Annotated in this window: 16 protein-coding genes and 2 pseudogenes; 13 read left to right on the top strand and 5 right to left on the bottom strand. The window is 71.2% G+C overall.

Annotated elements, in window-relative coordinates; genetic code table 11:
• Positions 1–73 precede the first annotated feature (73 nt).
• Entirely contained in the window at positions 74–592 is a 519-nt protein-coding gene (locus GFH49_RS23575) for a hypothetical protein (RefSeq protein ID WP_155058067.1), read from the top strand.
• 232 nt (positions 593–824) lie between these two features.
• Positions 825–1,352, top strand: a complete 528-nt coding sequence (locus tag GFH49_RS23570; RefSeq protein WP_155058066.1) for a DUF4232 domain-containing protein — start codon at positions 825–827, stop codon at positions 1,350–1,352.
• 15 nt (positions 1,353–1,367) lie between these two features.
• Here GFH49_RS23570 and GFH49_RS23565 read toward each other — a convergent pair whose 3' ends face one another.
• On the bottom strand, positions 1,368–2,531 hold the full coding sequence (locus GFH49_RS23565) for a DUF2786 domain-containing protein (protein ID WP_155058065.1): 1,164 nt from the start codon (positions 2,529–2,531) through the stop codon (positions 1,368–1,370).
• Here GFH49_RS23565 and GFH49_RS23560 point away from each other — a divergent pair.
• From GFH49_RS23560 to GFH49_RS23535, 6 genes are all read left to right on the top strand, one after another.
• Positions 2,530–3,024: a GNAT family N-acetyltransferase gene (locus tag GFH49_RS23560; protein ID WP_155058064.1), complete on the top strand. Its 495-nt coding sequence runs from the start codon at positions 2,530–2,532 to the stop codon at positions 3,022–3,024. The two genes, GFH49_RS23565 and GFH49_RS23560, sit on opposite strands and share 2 nt — an antisense overlap.
• Positions 3,025–3,087: 63 nt before the next feature.
• Entirely contained in the window at positions 3,088–3,870 is a 783-nt protein-coding gene (locus GFH49_RS23555) for a Clp protease N-terminal domain-containing protein (RefSeq protein ID WP_155058063.1), read from the top strand.
• Positions 3,871–3,905: 35 nt separating this feature from the next.
• Entirely contained in the window at positions 3,906–5,600 is a 1,695-nt protein-coding gene (locus GFH49_RS23550; RefSeq protein WP_155058062.1) for a bifunctional 3'-5' exonuclease/DNA polymerase, read from the top strand.
• Between the two features lie 368 nt (positions 5,601–5,968).
• Entirely contained in the window at positions 5,969–6,229 is a 261-nt protein-coding gene (locus GFH49_RS23545) for a hypothetical protein (RefSeq protein ID WP_155058061.1), read from the top strand.
• 164 nt (positions 6,230–6,393) lie between these two features.
• On the top strand, positions 6,394–8,310 hold the full coding sequence (locus GFH49_RS23540) for a serine/threonine-protein kinase (protein ID WP_230396456.1): 1,917 nt from the start codon (positions 6,394–6,396) through the stop codon (positions 8,308–8,310).
• A gap of 430 nt (positions 8,311–8,740) precedes the next feature.
• Entirely contained in the window at positions 8,741–9,562 is an 822-nt protein-coding gene (locus GFH49_RS23535) for an FHA domain-containing protein (protein ID WP_230396455.1), read from the top strand.
• A 31-nt stretch (positions 9,563–9,593) separates the two neighbouring features.
• Here GFH49_RS23535 and GFH49_RS23530 read toward each other — a convergent pair whose 3' ends face one another.
• Positions 9,594–11,390, bottom strand: a complete 1,797-nt coding sequence (locus GFH49_RS23530; RefSeq protein ID WP_155058059.1) for a hypothetical protein — start codon at positions 11,388–11,390, stop codon at positions 9,594–9,596.
• Positions 11,391–11,413: 23 nt separating this feature from the next.
• On the opposite strand from GFH49_RS23530, the gene GFH49_RS23525 reads away from it, so the two are divergent.
• Complete coding sequence (locus tag GFH49_RS23525) at positions 11,414–11,785, top strand: hypothetical protein (protein ID WP_155058058.1); 372 nt, start codon at positions 11,414–11,416, stop codon at positions 11,783–11,785.
• 840 nt (positions 11,786–12,625) lie between these two features.
• On the opposite strand, the gene GFH49_RS23520 is transcribed toward GFH49_RS23525, so the two are convergent.
• On the bottom strand, positions 12,626–15,625 hold the full coding sequence (locus GFH49_RS23520) for an AfsR/SARP family transcriptional regulator (protein ID WP_155058057.1): 3,000 nt from the start codon (positions 15,623–15,625) through the stop codon (positions 12,626–12,628).
• 163 nt (positions 15,626–15,788) lie between these two features.
• On the opposite strand from GFH49_RS23520, the gene GFH49_RS23515 reads away from it, so the two are divergent.
• Both GFH49_RS23515 and GFH49_RS23510 read left to right on the top strand, forming a co-directional pair.
• The gene (locus GFH49_RS23515; RefSeq protein WP_155058056.1) at positions 15,789–17,000 is read left to right on the top strand and encodes a tryptophan dimethylallyltransferase family protein; all 1,212 of its coding nucleotides are present in this window, start codon (positions 15,789–15,791) and stop codon (positions 16,998–17,000) included.
• Between the two features lie 65 nt (positions 17,001–17,065).
• Positions 17,066–18,433 (top strand): tryptophanase, encoded by a 1,368-nt coding sequence (locus tag GFH49_RS23510; RefSeq protein WP_155058055.1) that lies wholly within the window; start codon positions 17,066–17,068, stop codon positions 18,431–18,433.
• Between the two features lie 208 nt (positions 18,434–18,641).
• On the opposite strand, the pseudogene GFH49_RS23505 reads toward GFH49_RS23510, so the two are convergent.
• Positions 18,642–18,935: pseudogene (locus GFH49_RS23505) on the bottom strand (lipase family protein); the annotation flags it as partial.
• Positions 18,936–19,008: 73 nt separating this feature from the next.
• Positions 19,009–19,838: pseudogene (locus GFH49_RS23500) on the bottom strand (ABC transporter ATP-binding protein).
• 427 nt (positions 19,839–20,265) lie between these two features.
• Here GFH49_RS23500 and GFH49_RS23495 point away from each other — a divergent pair.
• Entirely contained in the window at positions 20,266–20,574 is a 309-nt protein-coding gene (locus GFH49_RS23495) for a hypothetical protein (RefSeq protein ID WP_155058054.1), read from the top strand.
• A gap of 314 nt (positions 20,575–20,888) precedes the next feature.
• Positions 20,889–21,260 carry a hypothetical protein gene (locus tag GFH49_RS23490; protein ID WP_155058053.1) on the top strand — a complete coding sequence of 124 codons (372 nt, stop codon included), beginning with the start codon at positions 20,889–20,891 and terminating at the stop codon, positions 21,258–21,260.
• The last annotated feature ends 57 nt before the right edge of the window (positions 21,261–21,317 follow it).

Below are 21,317 nucleotides of genomic sequence, written 5' to 3'. Positions count from 1 at the left end.
CGGGGCGGAGGAAGTCAATCGTAAGTACTGGTAGCTTGCTGCGGTCCTTCCGGCCAGAGCTTGGGAGCCAGCTGTGACTTCGGTGACGAACGTGCGACTCGCGGTCGCCGGCGTGGTGGGCGCGCTGGTGCTGACCGCCTGCGGTGGCGGCGGTTCGGACGACGACTCCGCGCCCAGCCCCAGCGCCAGCGCCTCCGCCTCCGCCTCCGCTTCTGCCTCCGCCTCCTCGACCGAGACGGCGGACACGGGCGGCGGCACCGGCGGGTCGGCGTCCGCGTCCGGCGAGCTGGAGGGCAGCTGGCTCGCCACCACCGACGGCGACGCCGTCGCGCTGGTCATCACCGGCAAGGAGGCCGGGCTCTTCGCGACCGGCGGGAACGTGTGCAGCGGCACCGCGGGCGAGGAGTCCGGCATGCAGATGATCCGCCTGACGTGCACCGACGGCAGCAAGGACCGGGCGAGGGGGATGGTCGACTCCGTCGACGGGACGACGCTCAAGGTGACGTGGGAGGACGGGCTCGGCGCGGAGACGTACACCAAGGCGGAGGGCGGGCAGCTGCCTTCGGGGCTGCCTACGGCGAGCCTGGGCTGATCAACGACGGCTCGGCGAACGGGGCCGACGACCGCGCCCGGCCGATCACCCACACCTCGGCAAGCGAGGGCCCACAACCCCGCCCGGCCGATCCTGATCGACCCGATGAACGAGGAACGCCAACCCCGCCCGGCCGATCATCGACGGCTGGGTGAGCGGGGGTCGGCAACCGATCGTCGGCTGCATGCGTGATGATCCATGCACGCGACCGTCCACGCCCTTGAGGAAGCCCATGCGCGCCACGTCTCTCGCTGTCACCGCCCTCGCCGCGGCCCTGCTGCTGACCGCCTGCGGCGACGACGGCGACGACGACAGCGACGACACGAGCCGGGACAGCACGGCCTGCACGATCGACGACGTCGGCATCGAGGTCGGACCCGCCAACGCCGCCCCCGCAGCCGGGGACACGGGCAACGTGCCCGTCACGGTCACCAATCACGGCGCCGAGTGCACCCTGGACGGCTTCCCGGCCGTCGACCTCCGCACCGGAGGCTCCTCCAGCACCGTTCCGGTGGACGAGGCCGCGAAGGCGACGAAGCAGACGCTGGCCGGGGACGCGTCGACGTCCTTCGCGATCACCTACGTACGGGGCGAGGAAGGCGGCGAGGACAGCCTCGCCGTGAAGACGGTGCGGATCTCCCTGCCCGGCAGCCCCGACGCACAGGACTTCCCGTGGACGTTCGGCGATGTGGCACTGAAGGACGCGGCGAGCGGCGCACCGGACGCCTCCGTGGGCCCTTTCCAGCAGACGGGCGACTGAGGCCTCAGCGCGGGCTCAGCGCAGGGGCTTCCGGTGTCCTACCTGCGCCCGGTCCGCCGCCTGGGAGCCCTCCGTCCAGCCCGCCGCGTCGCTGACCCCGCGCAGCCGGGTCGTGGTCGTCTCCGGGAACATGCGGTCCAGGCGGCCGGTGACGGCGAGTTCGCGGGAGGCGAGGACCGGGAGGAGGTCACCGGTCACCTGGGTCTCGGCGGCGGCTGCGAGGCGGGTGCCGACGCGGTGGGCGTAGGCCGCGAGGAAGGACTGCCGGAATGTCTTGGTCCGCTTGCGTCCGCCCGCCCGCTGCACGGCCTCCGCCTTGGTCATCGCGGTCTGCGCCTGCACCAGCAGGGAGGCGTAGAGGAGTTCGACCGCCTCAAGGTCGGGTTCGAAGCCGACGACGGTGGAGAAGGCGAACGGCTCGTTCCACACGGCCCGGCAGTGGTTGGCGGTGGCGACCGCGTCCAGCAGCACCGCCTTGGCCTGCTCGTACGGCGGCTCGACCCCGATCCGGCAGGCGCCGGGCAGCTCCGCGGTGGGTGAGTCGCCCGCCGTCAGCGCCTTGTCGATGCTGTGCCGCGCCATCAGCTCCTGCGCCTTGGCGCTGAGCGCCTCCGCCTCCTCCGGGAAGCCGGTCGCCTCCGCCTTCGCCAGCAGCGCGCGGATGCGGGTGAGCATGCGCGACTCGGGCCCGGAGTGCCGGATGGACGGCTCGTCCAGGGGTTCCAGAACGGGCAGGCGCAGCAGCAGGCGGTACAGCTCCAGGACGGCCGTCGCATGCGAGAAGCGGTCGGTGCCGGGCGGGGCTTCGGCGGTCAGCTCGTCGAGCTGCGCGGTCCAGCGGGGGCCGCGCGGGCGGTCGTACGACGCCTGCGACCGGACGAGGGCCGATACGAGGCGTACGTGTACGTCGTCCAGCTCCCGCCGCACGAACCGTACGACGTCGGCGGGCTGCCAGCCGCGTCGCCAGGCCGACGCCACGAACTCCCGGCCCCGGCGCACGAGTTCGGCGTCCGCGCCCGGGTCGGCGGCGAGGAGGGAGGCGCCGGTGTCGAGCGTGGTGTGCTCGGTGTCGTACAGGGCGGCCTCGAAGGCGCGGTCGACGGTGGTGCTGGGCGTGCTCACCGAGGGATCGTAAATCCGTTGTGGGACGGGTGGGCCGCGCCTACCTTCCGCTCTCATGGAGTACTCGGAGGACATTCGCCCCGTACGTTTCGACCACCCCGACGCCGTGAAGCTCTCCGACCTCGTGCAGGCCGAGTACGTACGGCGCTACGGCTACGACGACATGACGCCGCTGCATCCGACCCACTTCGACCCGCCGGACGGTCTCTTCCTGATCGCGTACCCGGGAGACCTCGGGCACCGGCCCGTCGCCTGCGGCGGCTGGCGGGCCCAGGAAGCGGGCGACGAGGGGTACGCGGACGGCGACGCCGAGATCAAGCGCATGTTCGTGGTGCCCGAGGCGCGGGGGCGGGGGCTCGCACGCCGGATCCTGAGGGCGCTGGAGGACAGCGCGCGGGCCGCCGGGCGAGTGCGGATGGTGCTGGAGACGGGGACGCCCCTGCACGAGGCCATGGCGCTGTACGCCGCGAACGGATACCGGCCGACGGCCGACTTCGGGCCGTATCGCGGCTATTCCGACAGCCGGTGTCTGGCCAAGCCACTCCGGTGATGCGGCACATTGCGATGTCAACCACGGGTTGACAGTAGGGATGTGTCAACCTACGGTTGACACATGTCGACGAACCCGACCATCACGTCATCCGTACGTCTCGACGAACTCATCGAGGCCATCAAGAAGAGCCACACGGCGCCGCTCGAACAGCTCCAGGACGCGGTGATCGCCGGTGAGCACCTCGGGGAGGTGGCCGACCATCTGATCGGCCACTTCGTGGACCAGGCGCGGCGGTCCGGCGCCTCCTGGACCGACATCGGCAAGAGCATGGGCGTCACCCGGCAGGCCGCGCAGAAGCGCTTCGTGCCGAAGGAGTCGACCGACCTCGATCCGCAACAGGGCTTCGGCCGCTACACCCCGCGCGCCCGCAACGTGGTGACGGCCGCCCACAACGCGGCCATCGCCGCCCGCAACAGCGAGGGCCGGCCCGCACACCTGGTCCTCGGCCTGCTGGCCGAGCCGGACGGACTGGCGGCGAAGGCGATCACCAAGCAGGGCGTCCTCCTCGACGCCGTACGCCAGGCGGCCATGGCGGCGCTGCCGCCCGCCGCCGACGAGGTCCCCGAGCTGGTCCCCTACGGCTCCGGCGCCAAGAAGGTGCTGGAGCTCACCTTCCGCGAGGCGCTGCGCCTCGGCCACAACTACATCGGCACCGAGCACATCCTGCTGGCCCTGCTGGAGCACGAGAACGGCACGGGCGTCCTGTCCGGCCTCGGGCTCACCAAGCAGGCGGCGGAGGAGTACGTCGTCGATCTGCTCGCCCAGTTCCTGAAGATCGGTGAGCAGAGCACCAAGGAGGCCCGCGACGAGACCCGCGAGGAGGGCGGCGGAGCGCAGGGCTGAGGCCCGTTGTCAGACCCGGGTGCCACACTCGCAGCATGACCGATCGGTGGGCGCTCGCTCCGGCCGAGGACGGCGGCGTGCAGCTCGCCCCCCTCGGCCCGGACGGGCTGCCCGCCGGACCGGTCGTGCGGGAGCCGGACCTGGCCGCGGCGGTGCGCGGCCGGCCGGAGGTCATGCGCTGGGTCTGGCGTTCCACCGCCGAGGTCTATCCGCGCCTGCTCGCCACGGGGGTGCGAGTGGAGCGGTGCTACGACATCGAGGACGCCGAGACCCTCCTGCTCGGCCATGAGGGCCGGTCCGGCGAACCCCGCTCGGCAGCCGCCGCCCTGGCCCGGCTGCGCGGCGGCCCCGTACCGCCCGACCCGCCCCAGCGCGCCGCCGAACCCGGCGCCCAGTCCCCCCTCTTCGAGCCGCAGTCCGCGCACGTACCGCTGGCCGACCTCGTCGAGGTCTACGCCGAGCAGCAGCGCCGGCACGACCGGTCGGCGCACCCGCAGCGGATGCGGCTGCTGACCGCGGCCGAGTCGGCGGGGATGCTGGTCGCCGCCGAGATGAACCGGGCGGGGCTGCCGTGGAGCGCGGACGTGCACCGCCGGGTGCTGCGCGAACTGCTCGGCGAGCGTTATGCGGGCGGCGGGGAGCCGCGGCGGCTGGCGGAGCTGGCGGACGAGGTGTCGGCCGCGTTCGGGCGCCGGGTGCGGCCCGATCTGCCGGCCGAGGTGATCAAAGCCTTCGCGCAGGCCGGGATCAAGGTCGGATCGACCCGCCGCTGGGAGATCGAGTCCGTCGACCACCCGGCCGTGAAACCGCTGATCGAGTACAAGAAGCTGTACCGCATCTGGGTCGCCCACGGCTGGTCCTGGCTGCAGGACTGGGTCCGGGACGGCCGGTTCCGGCCCGAGTTCCTCGCGGGCGGCACCGTCACCGGCCGCTGGGTCACCAACGGCGGAGGCGCTTTGCAGATCCCCAAGGTCATCCGGCGCGCGGTGGTCGCCGATCCCGGCTGGCGGCTCGTGGTCGCCGACGCCGATCAGATGGAGCCGCGCGTCCTCGCCGCCATCTCCCGCGACCCCGGGCTGATGGAGGTGGCCGGCCGGGAGACCGACCTCTACCAGTCGGTGTCCGACCGCGCCTTCTCCGGCGACCGCGCCCAGGCCAAGCTCGCCGTCCTGGGAGCGGTGTACGGGCAGACGTCCGGCGACGGCCTGAAGAACCTCGCCGCGCTCAGACGCCGCTTCCCCAAGGCGGTGGCATACGTCGACGACGCGGCGCGGGCGGGCGAGGAGGGCCGGCTGGTGCGGACCTGGCTCGGGCGTACGTGTCCCCCGGCGGCCGGAGCGACCGACGACTCGGCGGAGGAGGCCGGGATTCCACAGGACGCCCCGGTCGACGCGCCGTCCGGCGGCGACGGCTGGGTGCCGGGGTACGCCTCCACCAACGCCCGCGCCCGTGGCCGCTTCGCCCGCAACTTCGTCGTCCAGGGCAGCGCCGCCGACTGGGCCCTGCTGCTGCTCGCCGCGCTGCGGCAGGCCTGTGCGCGGATATCGGCCGAGCTGGTGTTCTTCCAGCACGACGAGGTGATCGTGCACTGTCCCGAGGAGGAGGCCGAGACGGTCGTGGCGGCGATCCGGGAGGCGTCGGACCTCGCGGGACGGCTGACGTTCGGTGAGACGCCGGTGCGGTTTCCGTTCACCACGGCGGTCGTGGAGTGCTACGCGGACGCGAAATGATCAGCCCGTCGCGAGGCTCGTCACGTTCGCCGCGGCCCGGGCGCCGATTCTCCTCGCGGTGGCCGAATTCTCCTTGCGGTGCCCGAAGTTCAGCCCCGACCAGTCGTCGCGGGCTGACGTCGTAGAACTGCGGTACGAACGGGCTCACTTGTGGTCGAGGTCGCCAATGGGCCGGGGCGCGGGCGTGCTGCTGTACGGGAGCGCGTCCTGAGTCGCCGTTCAGCCGGACACCAGCCGGACGACCGCGGCGTTGTCGTCGTCCCATCCGGCCATCTGCAAGGCCAGCGTTCCTGCCTGGGGGCGGGCGGCTCCTGGGGCGGCCGTCGTCGGCGCACGTCTCCGTGCTGACGCCGCCCGGCAGGAACCTCGTGACGCCGCAGCTGCCCGCCAGGGTGCCGGAACCCTGCGCGCCGCTCGCGAGTGACAGCTCGAATTCGAGGCTGTCACCGCGCTTCACCTTCGTCACGGAGAAGGTGCCGCCGTTCAGCGCGATCTCCAGGGCCGGGAGATGGCGACCTCGCAGGTTCTTCGTCGCGGGAGTGCCTGCCGCGGTCGTCGGGATGTTCGTTGCCGTGCTGATCGCGAAGAGCATGCTGGACGTGCCGGGACGGGAGTGGTTCAACCGCTGATGTCGTGCGACCGCCGGCGGGGGCCTGTGGCGGCCTGTGGGGGATGCGGGCGGGTCCGTGTGAAGTCCTGTGAATCGGATCACCGTTGAGCGCCGCCTGAGTACACTCCGTCACCGTGCAGCAGTACCACGCAGCTGAGTGGGACGGTGGGGTGGGCGGTGCTCGTGGCGCCACAGGCCGGTGACAGGATCGCCGGCCGGTATCTCTTGCAGGAACCCATCGGCAGCGGCGGGATGGGCGTCGTCTGGCAGGCCTGGGACGAGCGGCTTGAGCGCCGGGTGGCGGTCAAGTGCGCGCGCCTGGACGACGATCGGGCCACGCGACGGCTCATGGGCGAGGCACGCAACGCCGGCCGCCTGCACCACCCGAACATCGTGGGCGTGTTCGACTTCGTCGACGAGGGCGCCGTCTGCTGGATCGTCATGGAGTACGTCCCCTCGTCCAGCCTCGCCCAGATCATGCGGGAACGCGGCCCGCTCACACCCGAGGAGACCGGGTCGATCGGCTGTCAGATCGCGGCCGCACTGGCGAAGTCCCACGAAGAGGGCGTGGTGCACGGCGATGTGACGCCCGAGAACATCCTCGTCACCGTCGAAGGCGTCGCGAGACTGACCGACTTCGGGATCTCCCGGGCCCTGTGGAGCGACGTCACCCAGAGCCTGACGGGCGGAGTGCCCGGCAAACCCCGCTATCTCGCCCCCGAGGTGGCCAAGGGGCAGCCGGCGGGCGAGAAGGCAGACCTGTTCTCCCTGGGTGCCTCCCTGTTCGCGGCGATCGAGGGCCGGTCGCCGTACGGGGAGGCCGAGCACCCCATGACGTATCTGGCGCGGGCCCTCGCGGGGCACATCGAGCCCGCGCACCGGGCCGGACCGCTGACCGAACCGCTCGCCGCCCTCCTGGAGCGGGAGCCCCGGCGCCGCCCCGGCGCCGCTCGGGCCCGCGACCTGCTGACGGACGCCGCGCCACCGCCCCGCCACGTCCAGCAGCAGCTGTGCGACCGCCGCCGCACGCTGGACCTCGCGTCCCTCGCGTCCCTCGCGCCCCGGCTGCCGCGTGCCCTACGACTCCGTCGGCGCCCGGTGACGATCACGGCGGTGGCGTTGGTGACGGCGGGTGCGATCACGGCCGCCGCCCTTGCCCTCTTCGGCCCCTGGTCCGATCGGGACAAGGACGCCCCGGACGGCCGTACCGACGCGAACCCCGCAGCCGCACCGACGGCCACGGGCCGGGCCGGCACCATCGGCGACGAACGTACGGCGGACCCCTGCGCCCTGCTCGACGCCGCCGCGCTGAGCCGCTTCGGTGACACGCAACTCGACCCGGACTACGGGGAACTCGACCGGTGCGACGTCGTCGTGCGCAACAGCAGCGGGGACGACAGCGCCGACGTCCAGGTCAACCTCGACGCCGACCAGGACACCTTCGACGGGGCCCCGTCCACCCGCGTGGTCCGCAACATCACGGTCGTCACACTCCAGCGGGACGGTGACGCCTGCGAACGTGCCATCCTGACCGCCGACCGCAAGCAGATCCGCGTCATCGGCAAGCAGTTCGACACCCCGGCACCCGACCCGTGCGAACTGGCCGACGCCGCGACCGACCATGCGGTCGGCATCCTGGCCGATGCGCCGCTCCCCCGCCGCTCATCGCCACCGTCCGCCGAGTCCCTCTCCCAGGTCGACGCCTGCGCCCTGCTCGACGCCGCGACGCTGAAGCGGGTCCCCGGCGTCGACGGGGGCAGCCAGGACCGCGGCTTCGGCTCCTGGGACTGCGACTGGTCGAGCGACGACGGCAACCGCGAGGTCGAGATCCAGTTCACCCGGGACAACTCCCTGGAGGGCGACGGAACGCCGGTGGATGTCGCAGGGACGAGGAGCTACGTGGTGGCCGACGAAGCCGGAGACCACAGCTGCACCATCCGGACACCGCACCGCACGTACACGAACTCCTTCGGCGACCACACCGTCGAGCTGTTCCAGCTGAACGTGTACGGCACGGAATCTGACAGGCAACTGTGCGACAGCGCACGGGAGTTGGCGGAGGTCGTCCAGCGGAATATCTTGACGGAACTGGCCGGGTAGTGAGATGGGTGTAGGGCGGGGGCGCGCAGCGGGGCGGCTGCGATCGGGAGCGAAGTGAGATGACTGTGGCCGGGAACGAAGTGGCATGACGGTGCCGGAAGCGCAGGAGATGCCGGAGACCCCGGAGACCCCGGAAGCGTCAGAGCGCGGGCCGGAAAGGCGGGCGCGCACACCGGGGCGCGCGCTGGGCGGGCAGGCACGCACGCCGGAAACACCAGGACCCCCACTCGGCGGGCAGGCACGCACGCCGGAAACACCAGGACCCCCACTCGGCGGGCAGGCACGCACGCCGGAAACACCAGGACCCCCACTGGGCAGGCAGGCACGCACGCCGGAAGTGCCAGGGCGTGCGCTGGGGCGACCGCGACGCGAGCCGGGCGGCCCGGGTTCACCACAACGGGGGCCGGGCGATACCGGAACAAGGCGGCGTGTGCCGAGCGACCCGGAAACACCCGATGCCAGGGGCCGTAGGTCCGCCCCCGGCGGTCGCCTGCTGCCCGCCACCCACGGCAGCCTCGCCCGGGGCGCGACCGCGTCGCTGCCGGGCACCCTGTTCGCGCTCACGCTGAACGGCGGGATCACGCTGGGCCCCCGCGACGGCCGGCAGGTCCTGTTCGGCCGCAACCGGCCCGAAGTACACGTATGCCTGGGCGAGGACGACTCACGGGTCAGCCGCCACCAGGGCACGCTCACTCACCGGGAGGGCAGCTGGTGGGTGAGCAACACCGGGCGCCAGCCGATCCGGTGCGCCGGGGCACGACTGCTGTTCCGGGATGAGGAAGCACTGCCCCTCGGCCCCGGCTACACCCCGCTGTTCGTCGGCGGTACGGGCGGCCGCGAGCACCTGCTGGAGGTCTTCGTCACCGGCCCGGAGGACAGACGGCCGATGCCGCGGCACGACGATGTCACCCGCCCGCCCCGGACCTGGCTGCTCTCCGAACAAGAGAGACTCGCCCTCGTCGTGCTCGGCCGACGCTACCTGCTGCACGAGCCCCGTCCGCAGCCCCTGACCTGGAAGCAGACGGCCGCCGAACTCGCCGGCCTGCAGCCCACGGCCGGCTGGACGGAGAAGCGCGTCGGGCACACCGTCAACGCCGTACGCGTACGTCTGTCCCGTGGCGGCGTGTCCGGGCTGACCCGCGAGGAGGTCGGCGAACCGGTGGGCAACAGCCTCAACGACAACCTCATCCGCGCCCTCCTCACCTCCACCACCCTCGTCCCCATGGACCTGACCTTGATCGACGCGGCCTGACGCATCACGGACTCGGCGACACAGCGAACCGTCAGCGGGCGAGCGCGATGTCGGTGGGGCCACCCGTCGGTGCGGGACCGCCGGGCCCGAGCGCGATGTCGCTCCCGAACCTGTCCTCAAGACAGCGCTGCAGCACATCGAGGGCGTCCCGCACGGCCGGGTCGCCGATCCTCGGCAGCAACTCCTGGACCTTCCGCAGCTGTTGCGGATCGCCGTGTGCCAGCGGCCGTCGCAGCAGTTCGCGTGCGAGAGGGAGGTGAGGGCTCTCCAGTTCGATGTGCACCAGCTGCCCCCTCGTCCGGGCGTGGACCCGGGTGTCTCCCCACGGGGACCGCTCGACGACATAGCGGACGTCATACCCGCTGTCCGTGGCGTGCCGCGGCTTCGCGCCGAAGGGCGTGTCGGGCCCCGACGACCACCGGAACGGGCCGGCCGTCACGTCGGGGACGCGCCGGGCACCCTCCGGTGAGAGCTCCCACGTGCGGATCTGCTTGCGCGTGCCGTAGCGCACCGACAGCGTGTTCGGCGTATGGAGGAAGAGACCGGGACGGGCCATCGCCTCGCCCCGGGCGGCTTTGCGTCGCCCCGGGACTTGGTGCAGAGCCGTCCCGTCCTCGTCCACCACATGGACGCCCGCGCCGAGACTGAACGCGATGAGCCGGGCGGACGGCAGCGTCGCCAGGGCGCAGGAGCGGACGTATGAGGCGAACCCACCGGGGCCGGTCATGTCCCGGAAGCCGGGAATCGGCTGGTGTCGCAAGTCGTCCGCACCTCGGTCGGCGAACACCAGCCCCGCCGAGCCGAGCATCACCGCTCCGCCGCTCGCCCGGTGCATGGCGGAGACGGCGGGCTCCGGCAGGTCGAACACAAGGGTGTCCTGCCGCACACGGACGATCCGCTCCGGGTGTACGCGAGGTCCGGCCTGAACGAGGATCTCGTCACCGAGGTGCAGTACTGCACAGTCGAGAGGAGGACGCGAGATCCGGATCAGGCCGCACCAGCCCCGGTCGGTCTCGGCGCCTGTGCCGACCCGGAGGGTGTGAAGGTCGAACTCGTGCGCGGACTCGGTCACCCCCCGCCGGCGCAGGTGGACCACGGCCAGTTCCGACAGATCCGGGGAGAAGGACGCACGTACGGGCCCCTCGCCGTACATCAATCCGACGGTGTACTCGGTGAGCGGCGTGGCGGGCAGCCGTTGGGACAGCGCGCGCAGTCCGTCACCCGACTGCCCGGCCAGCAGCGCGAGCGACTCGGCGTCGCGGCCGGTGCGTTCGCGCGGCGGCAGCAGGCCGGCGGCGACCGCCGCCTCGGCCGGGGGCAGGTCGGCGGCGAGGCGGCGCAACTCGTCCCAGTCCTGGTGGTGGGCCAACCGGCGGCTCAGGTAGCCGGCTTCGTCGTACGACAGTGTCGCCAGGCGGTCGCGCCGGTCGCCGGTGACCACCACGCGGATCGCCGTGCTGTCGCCCGCCGCGGTCATCTCCGTACGCAGCCGCTCGCGGACCTGTGCGGGCGCGGCCCGGTACGCCAGGGCCAGCAGGGAACCGTCGGGATCCAGGGCCTGGCGCTGGGCGTGCTGTCCGATCATGGTCAGGTAGGCGGCCTGGTCGGCGGGCTCCTTCGGGGCCGCCGCCAGCAGGTCGAGGACGTCGGCTTCGGGCAGTTCGGCGGTCCGCACCGCCTCCTGCGCCACAGGGTCGCCCGCCGCGCACGCCCGTAGCAGCCGCCCCCAGGCCCACCGGGCGCGTATCCCGCGGGAGCCGTCGGCCCGGCGTCGGAACGCGTGCCGCAGGATTCGGGCGGCGTGCTCCGGGGATGCTTCCTCGGCCACTGCGCTACTCCTCTCGCAGTTCGATGTCGAAGTCCGACACGATCGCCGGACTCGTCGCGTCGCCGATCCCGATGTCGTGCCGGTATCTGTGCTCCAGGCAGCCGTGCAGCAGGCAGCAGGGCCAGGGCCTGCCGGGCGGTGTGTCCGGGGCCCCGATCCCGCCGAAGCCCGGCCACCTCGGCCACCTCGGCCACGTCCTGGCGGCTCAGGGCCCATGGGCCGGTGCGGGCCGATGCGCGCGGCGTGAGGTCGTGGAGGTGGATGGCCGGCCCCTCACCACCCGCGACCGCGAGCATGTCGCCCTTGGGCGACAGCCGCAGCCGTACGCGGGGTCTCCGGCGCGGGGCGCCGACCAGGTGGATCCGCTGGGGCGCGAGCTCGTCGGGCAACCGTAGGCCGGGGGTCGGTGGCACGGAGAGGAGCTCCAGGTGACCGTCCCTGACCGTCGCGAACCGGTGCCGGGCTGATGACCAGGCCAAGCCGGCCGGGAGGTTCTCGCGGGGCCGGACGTCAGCTGTGGCCGGCCTGGATGTGGAGGTGAGCGGATCGTGCCGGACGTTCAGCGCGAACGGCGACGAGGCGGCCTGCGCCTGACAGAGCACCCCGTTCACGCCTGCGGAGAAGCGGCGCTCGTCATGGGTCCCGACGAAGGCGAGCCGCTGCCCGTCCGCGGAGAAGTCGAAGGCGTGGACAGCGGCCCTGATGTTCTTGGTGAGGTCGACCGGTACGGGCTCGATGCGCGGCGGCAGGACGGACACCGCCCTGAGGCCGTCGTCGACCACCCATGGGTCCGCCGCACGCAGTGCCTCGAACAACTCGCGGTCCGCCTCGACGGGCGGCCGCCATGTCCCGAACCGGCCGACCGTGTCGACGGCTTCTGGCAACGGCATCAGCGGAACCCACAGCCGCTCGTGCCGTACGCCCCGATGACGGCCTCGACACTCTCCTCAGCCATCAACTCACCCTCCGCCTTGGGGCAATGGCTCCGCACAGCGTGCCGCGCGAGGTCCGGGAGGGGTCCCGGCCCCGCTGGAATCAGTCCCCCGTCACCGTCTCTCGTGGCTGCCGATACCGTCTCTCGTGGCTGCCGATACCGTCTCTCGTTGCTGCCGAAACCGACCGCACCCCACGTGTGGGTGCGCCACCGGGCCAACCTGCCGTCCTCGGGGCCGGCTCGGCGTCGACGGCCTGTCTGTCCTCCCGCGCTGCCTGCTACTGCGAGTCGGTGACCCGAACTACCGTGAGTCGGTGACCCGCAAGGCTTCGTGATCCAGTGTGTCCAGGGCGAACCGCACACCGTCCTGGGCTGATGCGCCCTGGGACCACGCCGCCTCGTATTCCTGGGGGCCCAGGGCCTCGCGTACCTGGTGTTCGGTGGCGGCGTGGGCGTCATGGAACGGTCGCAGCCCGATGAGGGCGACCCCTGTCTCTTGCCGCAGGCGATGGGCGGCGCCCAGAAGCCGTGCCGACTGTGTGTGGCGGCCGGTGGCTGCCATGGCCCAGGCCAGCGTCTCGACACCCCAGACGGGGCCCCAACTGTCGCCGATGGCCCACTGCCGGCCCAGCGCTTCGCGCAGGTGGGCCGGGGACCGGGCGGCCGTGTCGTGCCGGAGCTGGAACAGTCCTGTGCACCACCGGGCCCAGGTTCGGGCCCACTCCGCACCGCTCTCCGCGGCCTCCACGACATACGCGTCGAGGGCGGCGCGGGCCGAGTCGCGGTCGCCGAGGAAGGCCTCGGCCATGGCCCAGAGCATCGTGGCCATATGAGCGTCACCCCTCTGACCCGCCGCACGGAACTGGTCCCGCGCCTCGGTCAGCAGAGCCGCGGAGCACGGGTCGCCCCGGACGAGCATGGCGTGAGCGCCTTCGATGAAGGTCACCGGCGGGGCCACCGCACCGTCGGGGAGCTCGCTCGCCAGGGTGCGGCATTCGATCAGAAACGCCTCGGCGGAGGGGTTGTCCCCCTGGCACAGCGCGATCCAGGCCTTCATGGCAAGCCCTCCCGCGGCCAGGGCCGGCGGTGTGCCGGGGTTCAGGGGGAGGAGTCGCTCCAACCAGTGCCGCCCCTCGCCCAACGTACTGTTGAAGAACCAGCACCGGGTGCGGGCGAGATTGACGGCGATCTCGACGCCCGCGTCCACGCGCTCGCGACGCGTGGTGCAGAAGTCCAGCGCGGTCCGGAAGTTGGCGAGTTCGGTCCGCAGCCGGATCAGCCAGTCGACTTCCCCCGGGCCGCACCACTCGTCGCCGGCGCGCACGGCCATCGCCCGGTAGTGGTCACTGTGCCTGAGGCGGAGCTTTGTCGCGCAGTCCTGTTCGTCGAGCCGTTGCTGGCCATACTGGCGAATGGTTTCCAGCAGGCTGTACCGGGCGCGGTCACCCGAGCTGTTCACCGCCACGATGGACTTGTTCACCAGCCCGGCCAGAAGGTTCAGCACCTCCTCCCGGGCGATGCCCTCTCCCCCGCACACCGCCTCGGCGGCCTCCAGGTCGAAGCCGCCGGCGAACACCGACAACCGGCTCCAGAGCAGCCGCTCCTGCTGTGTGCACAGGTCGTAGCTCCAGTCGACGACCCCGCGCAGAGTGTGCTGGTAACGGGTGGAGGGGTGACCGTACGGTACGGACAGCAGCCGGAATCGGTCGTCGAGGCGTTCCAGGATCTCGTCGGCGGTCATCGTGCTCAGCCGTACCGCCGCCAGTTCGATGGCGAGCGGCAGCCCGTCCAGCCGTCGGCACAGCTGGGCGATCACGCCGCGGTTGCGGGAAGTGATCCGGAACGCCGGGACAGCGGCGACGGCACGGTCGACGAACAGCCGGACGGCCTCGGAGCGGTCCGATGTGCCGTCCTCGAAGCAGAGCACACCATCAGCCCGCTGGATCGCTGAGGGGGAGACATCAGCCCGCTGGATCACTGAGGGGGAGACATCAGCCCGCTGGATCACTGAGGGCGAGACGGCTTCGGGGACGGTGAGCGAGGGCACCGTCAGGACGTGTTCGCCGGGCAGCCCCAGTCGCTGTCTGCTGGTGGCCAGCAGACGGAGCCCGGGGGCGGCCCGTGCCATCCTCAGGACCAGCTCCGCGACGTCGTCGACCAGGTGCTCGCAGTTGTCGAGGACCAGCAGCAGCCGCTGGTCGCGCAGATGATCCAGGATGGTGTCCACAGCGGGCCGAGCGGAGTGGTCGCGCAATCCGAGCGCTTCGGCGACGGCCCGGTCGAGGAGTTCGGGACCGGTCAGGGGCGCGAGGTCCGCGAGCCGGACGCCGTCCGGGAAGGCCGGCTCCAGGTCCGCCGCTGCCCGCAGCGCGAGCCGGGTCTTGCCGACACCGCCGACACCCGTGAGGGTGACCACCCGGGCGGACGCCAGCAGGGCGCGCACCTGGGCCAGTTGTGCCTCGCGGCCGACGAACGTGGTCATTTCGATCGGCAGGTTGCCGATCCCGCGAGGCAACGCGGCTGTCGTCCTGTCGGGCCCTTCGTTCAGGTCTGGAGCAGCGGCCAGCAGCCGCTGGTGCAGTCGCTTCAGCTCCGGCCCCGGGGCGACCCCCAACTCGTCGGCCAGCAGCCGGGCGACCTCGCGGTAGCACTCAAGCGCCTCTCCCTGCCTCCCGCAGCGGGAGAGCGCCAGCATCCGCTGGGCCCAGAACCGTTCGCGCAGCGGATGCGCCCCGATGAGCGCCCGCAGTTCCGGAAGGACATCGGCGGCCCGGCCCAGCACGAGGTCGGCGTCGATCCTCAACTCCAGGGCATCCAGACGCTGTTCGTTCAAGGCCGGCACGAAGTCGGGGAGGCACTCCGCGGGGAGGTCGGAGAGGGGTTCGCCGCGCCACAGTGCCAGTGCTTCTCGCAGCGCCTGTGCCGCGCTCGCCGCCGTTGCCTCCTTCAGCGCGGTGCGGCCCTGGAGGACGAGGGCGGTGAAACGGTGCAGGTCCAGTGCGTCAGGGTCGACCTTGATCACATAACCGCGAGGGTGCGTGAGCACCGGGGTGGTGTCCGCGGAGCAGTCGAGAGCACGGCGCAGGCGCAGTACGTAGTTCTGGAGCGTGTTGCGGGCGTCCTTCGGCGGCTGGTCGCCCCACAGTCGACTCATCAGCCTTTCCACGGTGACCACTTGATTCGCCTCGGCCAGCAACGCGGCGAGCAGCAACCGGAGCTTGGTCGCACCGATGCCCACCGGGTGCCCGTCACGCCGGACTTCCAGCGGCCCCAGGATCCTGAATTCGTACCGTGCGCTCACTGCTCCCTCGGTGATCCATTCCCAGGGTTCCGCGAGCATACGACACCACGTGACCGGCCCGCGACTGCGCGTAACCGTAGCGCGACCGGGAGGTGACCACGGTGACGGCGGCGACTGGAACGGTGAAGCCCGTCCCGACAGCGCGCGTCTCCTGGAGTCCGCAATGGCCTCAACCGGTCCCTCACAGCTGAACTCCTCGTCCCAGGCAGCGGCCGTACTGTCCCGGTCGGCGGCCGTACTGTCCCGGTCGGCGGCCGTACTGTCCCGGTCCGCGGTCACCTTGGGCGAGCACCTGAGCCGCCAACTGTCGGGGGTATGCGGCGCCGTGGGTGTCAGCCCGCCCGACGGCGGTTCCACGCGATCACTGCTCGATCTGCTGGGCCCCGCGGCACAACGTCCGCTGGCCGCCGGCCCACCGTCACCGTCCTTCGTCTCCGACGACCACTCTCCGGCCGAGTTCTCCGTCTCGTTCCCTGCAGGAGCCGCCCCGACCGTGCGGGTCGTGGTCGAACCCGGGTGCGCCGCGGCCTCCTTCACGGAGAGCGGACGCGTGGGCCGGCGGGCTCTCGACGCGCTGGCCGCGCGCTGGAGTTTCTCGACCGAGCCGGTGCATGGAGTGGAGGACCTGTTCTTCCCTGCCGCAGCCCGGGGCCCGTTCGCCCTGTGGTGCGCGATGGATCTGCGCAGGGACCGGGCGCCCGGCGTCAAGGTCTACGTCAATCCGGCGTGCCACGGCCGCCGTCTGTCCGCACAGGTCACCGAGGAGGCGTTGGCCCGGTTCGGATTCGGCCGGGCGTGGCCGGCGCTGCTGGAGCATGCCGCACCCCGTGGGCCCGAAAGCGACGAGTTCCTGTTCTTCGCCATGGATGTGGGGGACTGGCAGACGCGGCGGGTGAAGGTCTATGTCGCCCACCGCGGTTTCTCCGCGACCGGCGCGCAGGCCGTTTCCCGCCTGTTGCCGGGTGGCTGCGCACAACGAGTGGGGGAGTTCTGCCGCACGGTCGGCGACGCCGAGTTCTTCGACCGCCGACCGCTGGTCTCCTGCCTGTCCTTCACGGAGTGGGACATGGAGCGTCCCAGCGGTTACACCTTGCACGTGCCGGTGCGTGACTACGCCGGAGATGACCGGGTGACCGGGAAGCGCGCCGCAACCGTCCTACGGCGCCACGGCATGGACGCCGGTGCCCTTGACCGCGCACTGGCCGCCATGACACACCGCGACCCGGCTGACGGGGTGGGACTGATCTCGTACGTCTCGCTCGTCCAGAGCACTCGGCAGCCGCCTCGGCTGACCGTCTATCTCTCACCCGAGGCCTACGAAGTCCGGCCACCGCAGGAGCCGGCGCCCCCGCTTGCCGATGCCGACCGGCAGTGAACGAGTTGCCGTCGCGGCACCGGATGCCTGGAACTCGCGCCGTGCCCAACAGGAGAACAGAGCTCATGGAGCCGTACCGGATCAAGGCCGTCGAGCCCCTCCCGATGACCACACGCGCGCAGCGGGAAACGGCGTTGCGGCGCGCGCACTACAACCTCTTCGCCCTGCGCGCCGACGAGATCACGATCGACTTGCTCACCGACTCGGGGACAGGCGCTCTGTCAGCGGCGCAGTGGGCCGCGGGCATGGCCGGTGACGAGTCCTATGCCGGTTCACGGTCCTTCTACCGCTTCCATGAGGTGGTGCACGAGCTGACGTCGTATCCCCACATTCTCCCCGTCCACCAGGGTCGGGCCGGAGAACGCATCCTTTTCTCCGCGCTGCTCGGCCCCGGACGGATCACGCTCAGCAACACCCACTTCGACACCACCCGCGCGAATGTGGAACTGTGCGGCGGCCAGGCCGTGGACCTGCCCTGCTGCGAGGCGCGGGATCTCGACAGTAACGAGCCGTTCAAGGGCAACATCGACCTGCAGCGGCTCAAAGACGCCCTGCACGGCCCGGACGCCTCCCGTATCGCCGTAGTGATCATGACGTTGACGAACAACGGCGGAGGCGGCCAACCCGTCTCCATGGACAACCTCGCCCGAGCCGCCGCGCTGTGCCGGGAACACGCGGTCCCCTTCTTCCTGGACGCCGCGCGCTTCGCCGAGAACGCCTGGCTGGTCACCCAGTATGAACCCGCCTACCAGGGGGTCAGCCCTCGCGAGGTCGCCGAAGAGGCCTTCCGTCTGGCCGACGGCTGCCTGATGAGCGCCAAGAAGGACGGAATCGTGCACATCGGCGGGTTCCTGGGCCTGCGCGACCCCGCGCTCGCCGAGCGATGCCGGCTGCTGCTCGTCGCCACCGAGGGGTTCCCCACATACGGCGGACTGGCCGGCCGGGACTTGGACATGATCGCCCACGGCCTGACCGAGGTGACCGATCCCGACTACCTCCGTTCCCGGGCCGAGGCAGCCCGTCATCTCGCCTGCCTGTCCCGGAACGCCGGCATCAGCATTCTCGAACCACCCGGCCTGCACGCGATCTATCTCAACGCCGGCCGTCTCCTGCCCCACATCGCCCCGCACCGCTTTCCCGGCCACGCGCTCGCCTGCCAGTTGTACCTGGAGGGCGGCATCCGCTCCGTCGAGTTGGGCTCTCTCTACCTCGGCAAGGAAGACGAGAACGGAAACCCGGTCACCACGGCCCCATACGAACTCCTGCGACTGGCACTCCCCCGCAGGACATACACGCTCAGCCACTTGAACCACGTCGGCGAGATCCTGGCGAGGACCGCCGAGGGCAAGGACAGAATCCCCGGCTATCGCCTCGTCCGGCAGGGCCCGGTCCTCCGCCACTTCCATTCCGAACTCCAGCCGGTACCCCTGTAATGGCTCTCACATGCATGTGGTCGGCGCGGGACTCACCGGCATCGGCCGACGGCAGCCGGTCGGGGCGCCGGTGGCCTGAGGGGACAGGCTCAGCTCCGGGCCAGGTTCTTCTCCATGGCGTCGATGTAGTTGAAGATTCGCGCAGCTTGCCGGTCGAGTCGATGTACCGCAGCAGTTGGGTGTGGGTGTAGGCGGGCTCGGGTGGCAGGTGGGGCACGATGTCGTTGTTGTTCACGAACCGGTGCGTGCGCTTGGTGAATGCCTTGTCACAGGCTGCGGCAAGCACCCGGTCGCACACCCGGGGCTGACCGAAGGTGATGATGCCGTCGGCCGGCAGATTCGGCTCCTCGAAGTGCAGCCGCGCGCCTGCGAGCATGGCGAGAGCGCCTCCGAGGCTGTGCCCCGTGATCCAGACCGTCTGGCCGTTGGTCCGCAACGCCTCCAGCACCTCCTTGACCTGCGGGAAGACAGAGTTCAGGGCCTCACCGAAGCCGTAGTGGACGAACCCCTGCTGCCTCGGGCCGCCAGGGTGAGCGCCGCGGCGGTGGTGAGGGCCGCGGTCATCATCAGGCGTCTCATGAGGGTGTGCTGAGCCTTTCGTTTCGCGAGTGGTGTCGGCCGATCACGCGGGTGCGCAGCCGCCCCGTCAGGGGATCGGTCCCGACTTCGATGCGGATGCCGTAGGTGTCGGTCAGCCGCTGGGCCGTCAGTACGTCTTCGGGGAGGCCGTCCGCGACGATCCGTCCCTCGTGCAGCAGTACGACCCGGTCGGCGAGGGCCGCGGCCTGGTCGAGGTCGTGCAGGACGGCGCCGACGGCGATCTGGTGGTCGTCGGCCAAGTCGCGGACGAGATCGAGGAGTTCGATCTGGTAGCGCAGGTCGAGGTAGGTCGTCGGCTCGTCGAGGAGCAGTACGCCGGTCTCCTGAGCGAGACAGCTCGCGAGCCAGACCCGCTGGAGCTGCCCCCCCCGGAGAGGTGCTCGGCGCCGCGCCCGGCGAGTTCCGCGACCCCCGTCATGGCCAGCGCCCGGTCCACCGCGCCCCGCCCGTCCGGGTCCGCCCCGCCCCAGCGGCCCCGGTACGGGTACCGGCCGAACTCGACCACGTCCCGCACGGTCAGCCCGCTCGGCGTGGGGCGCCCCTGTGTCAACAGGGCCACCCGGCGCGAGAACTCACGAGGCGACAGCGCCAGCCCGTCGGTGCCGTCGATGACGAGCGCGGCGGTCCGGGGCCGTTGCAGCCGCGCGATCGTCCGCAGCAGCGTCGACTTCCCGCTGCCGTTCGGCCCCACCAGCACGGTCACTTCGCCCGGCCGCAGCACCACCGACGCGTCATGGACGACGTCGACACCGTCGTACGCCACGGTGACTCGGGTAGCTGAAAGCTCATGCCCGCAGGCATTCACCGCCGCAGAGGTCTCTTCGCCTGATCGCGCGCGACAAAGGTCAGCCTAACCTAAGACAAAGCCGTGAGGAGACGAAGCGGCCCAGCCCTTCTGTCGCGGCCCGTGCCACCCTTACGTCAAGAAGAAAAACGAACTCCGCCGCAGCTCCGACGAGTTCACGAATTGACGCGACGCAAGCAAGCGGCCTCATATCCTCCGCCCCGGAAAAGGCCCGGCAGGCCGATCTTCACACCTTCGGCAATTAAGCCTGCACCAGGCCGTATTGAGTCCTCGCCGACGCAGGACAAGATTCATCACATACCCCATGTCCCCGCCGGGACACGGGATATCACCGGTGTGGAATAGCTCAGATCGCTACTGCTAGTGTTCGTTCAGTCACGGTAGGCAATCAGCCTCGACGTACATGTAGTGAAAGACCGAGGGTTCCATGCGCAAGCTTCAGCAGGTCATGATCGTCGCGGCGGCGGCCGGCAGCCTGACCGCCGTCGGTGCCGGTGCCGGTGCCACTGCCGCCTACGCCGACGGTGGCGGGCACGGCCACAAGTCCGACCGGCCGCACGTGTCCCACAAGCAGGCCCCCACCCGGGCGCAGGTGTCCGTCACCGACCTCTACCGGCCGTACCAGGAGTGCAGCCCGCAGACGGTGGCCGAGGGCGACCTCCCGATCGGCCTGCTCGGTCTCGCCGAGACCTTCGACACCACCTGCGGCCAGTTCAACAACGCCTTCACTGACTGAGGTCGGCGGCACAGTCGTGCGCGATGCCTTCGCGGGCCCCCTCGGGGTCACCCCCCGACGGGGCCCGCTGATGCGCGGTCGCCCGTAGCGACCGGCCCTGACATCGCGCCCGTTCGCTCGACTCCCCACGACCTGCACCCCGAAGCACCAGTTCCTTCAGCAGGCCAGCCCTTCACTTCGTAAGCGAATTGGACCCCGGCGTCCCGGACATCGGCCGGACGCCGGGGTCCGCCTCTCCGACACCCCCAGGACCCGGCGCGACCGGTTCACGGCGCGCGGCGCCCGGGGCACCCCTCACAAAGGAGACGCAACACATGTTCAACGGAAAGAAGATCGCGGCCGTCTCAGGACTTCTCGGCGGCCTCGCCATGACCTTCGTCGGCGTCACCCAGTCGTACGCGGCAGGAGGCCCGGGCGTCTGCTCACTCGACGCCGAGGGCAACATCGTCTGCACCCAGCGGATCGTGGGTCAGACGCCCGAGGGTGACGGGTTCACCGTCCGCCGGACCGTGAACTGCCAGCCGACTCAGCCTCTGACCCTGCCCGCTCCCGGCCTGCTGAACAACGGGCAGACCCGGATCGGCCCGCACATCACCTGTTCCGACCCGACGGCCGAGGCGCCGGTCGCCGACAACAGTGACAGCAGCGACAACAGCACGGTGCTGCAGCGCCTGCTGGGCGGCTGAGTCCGGGGCTGACGTCCCGTCAGCTGCCTCAACTCACCAGCAGTGGATGGCCGGATC

Source organism: Streptomyces blattellae, assembly GCF_009709555.1.
Classification (GTDB): domain Bacteria; phylum Actinomycetota; class Actinomycetes; order Streptomycetales; family Streptomycetaceae; genus Streptomyces; species Streptomyces blattellae.
This window is presented reverse-complemented; position numbering and strand designations above follow the sequence as displayed.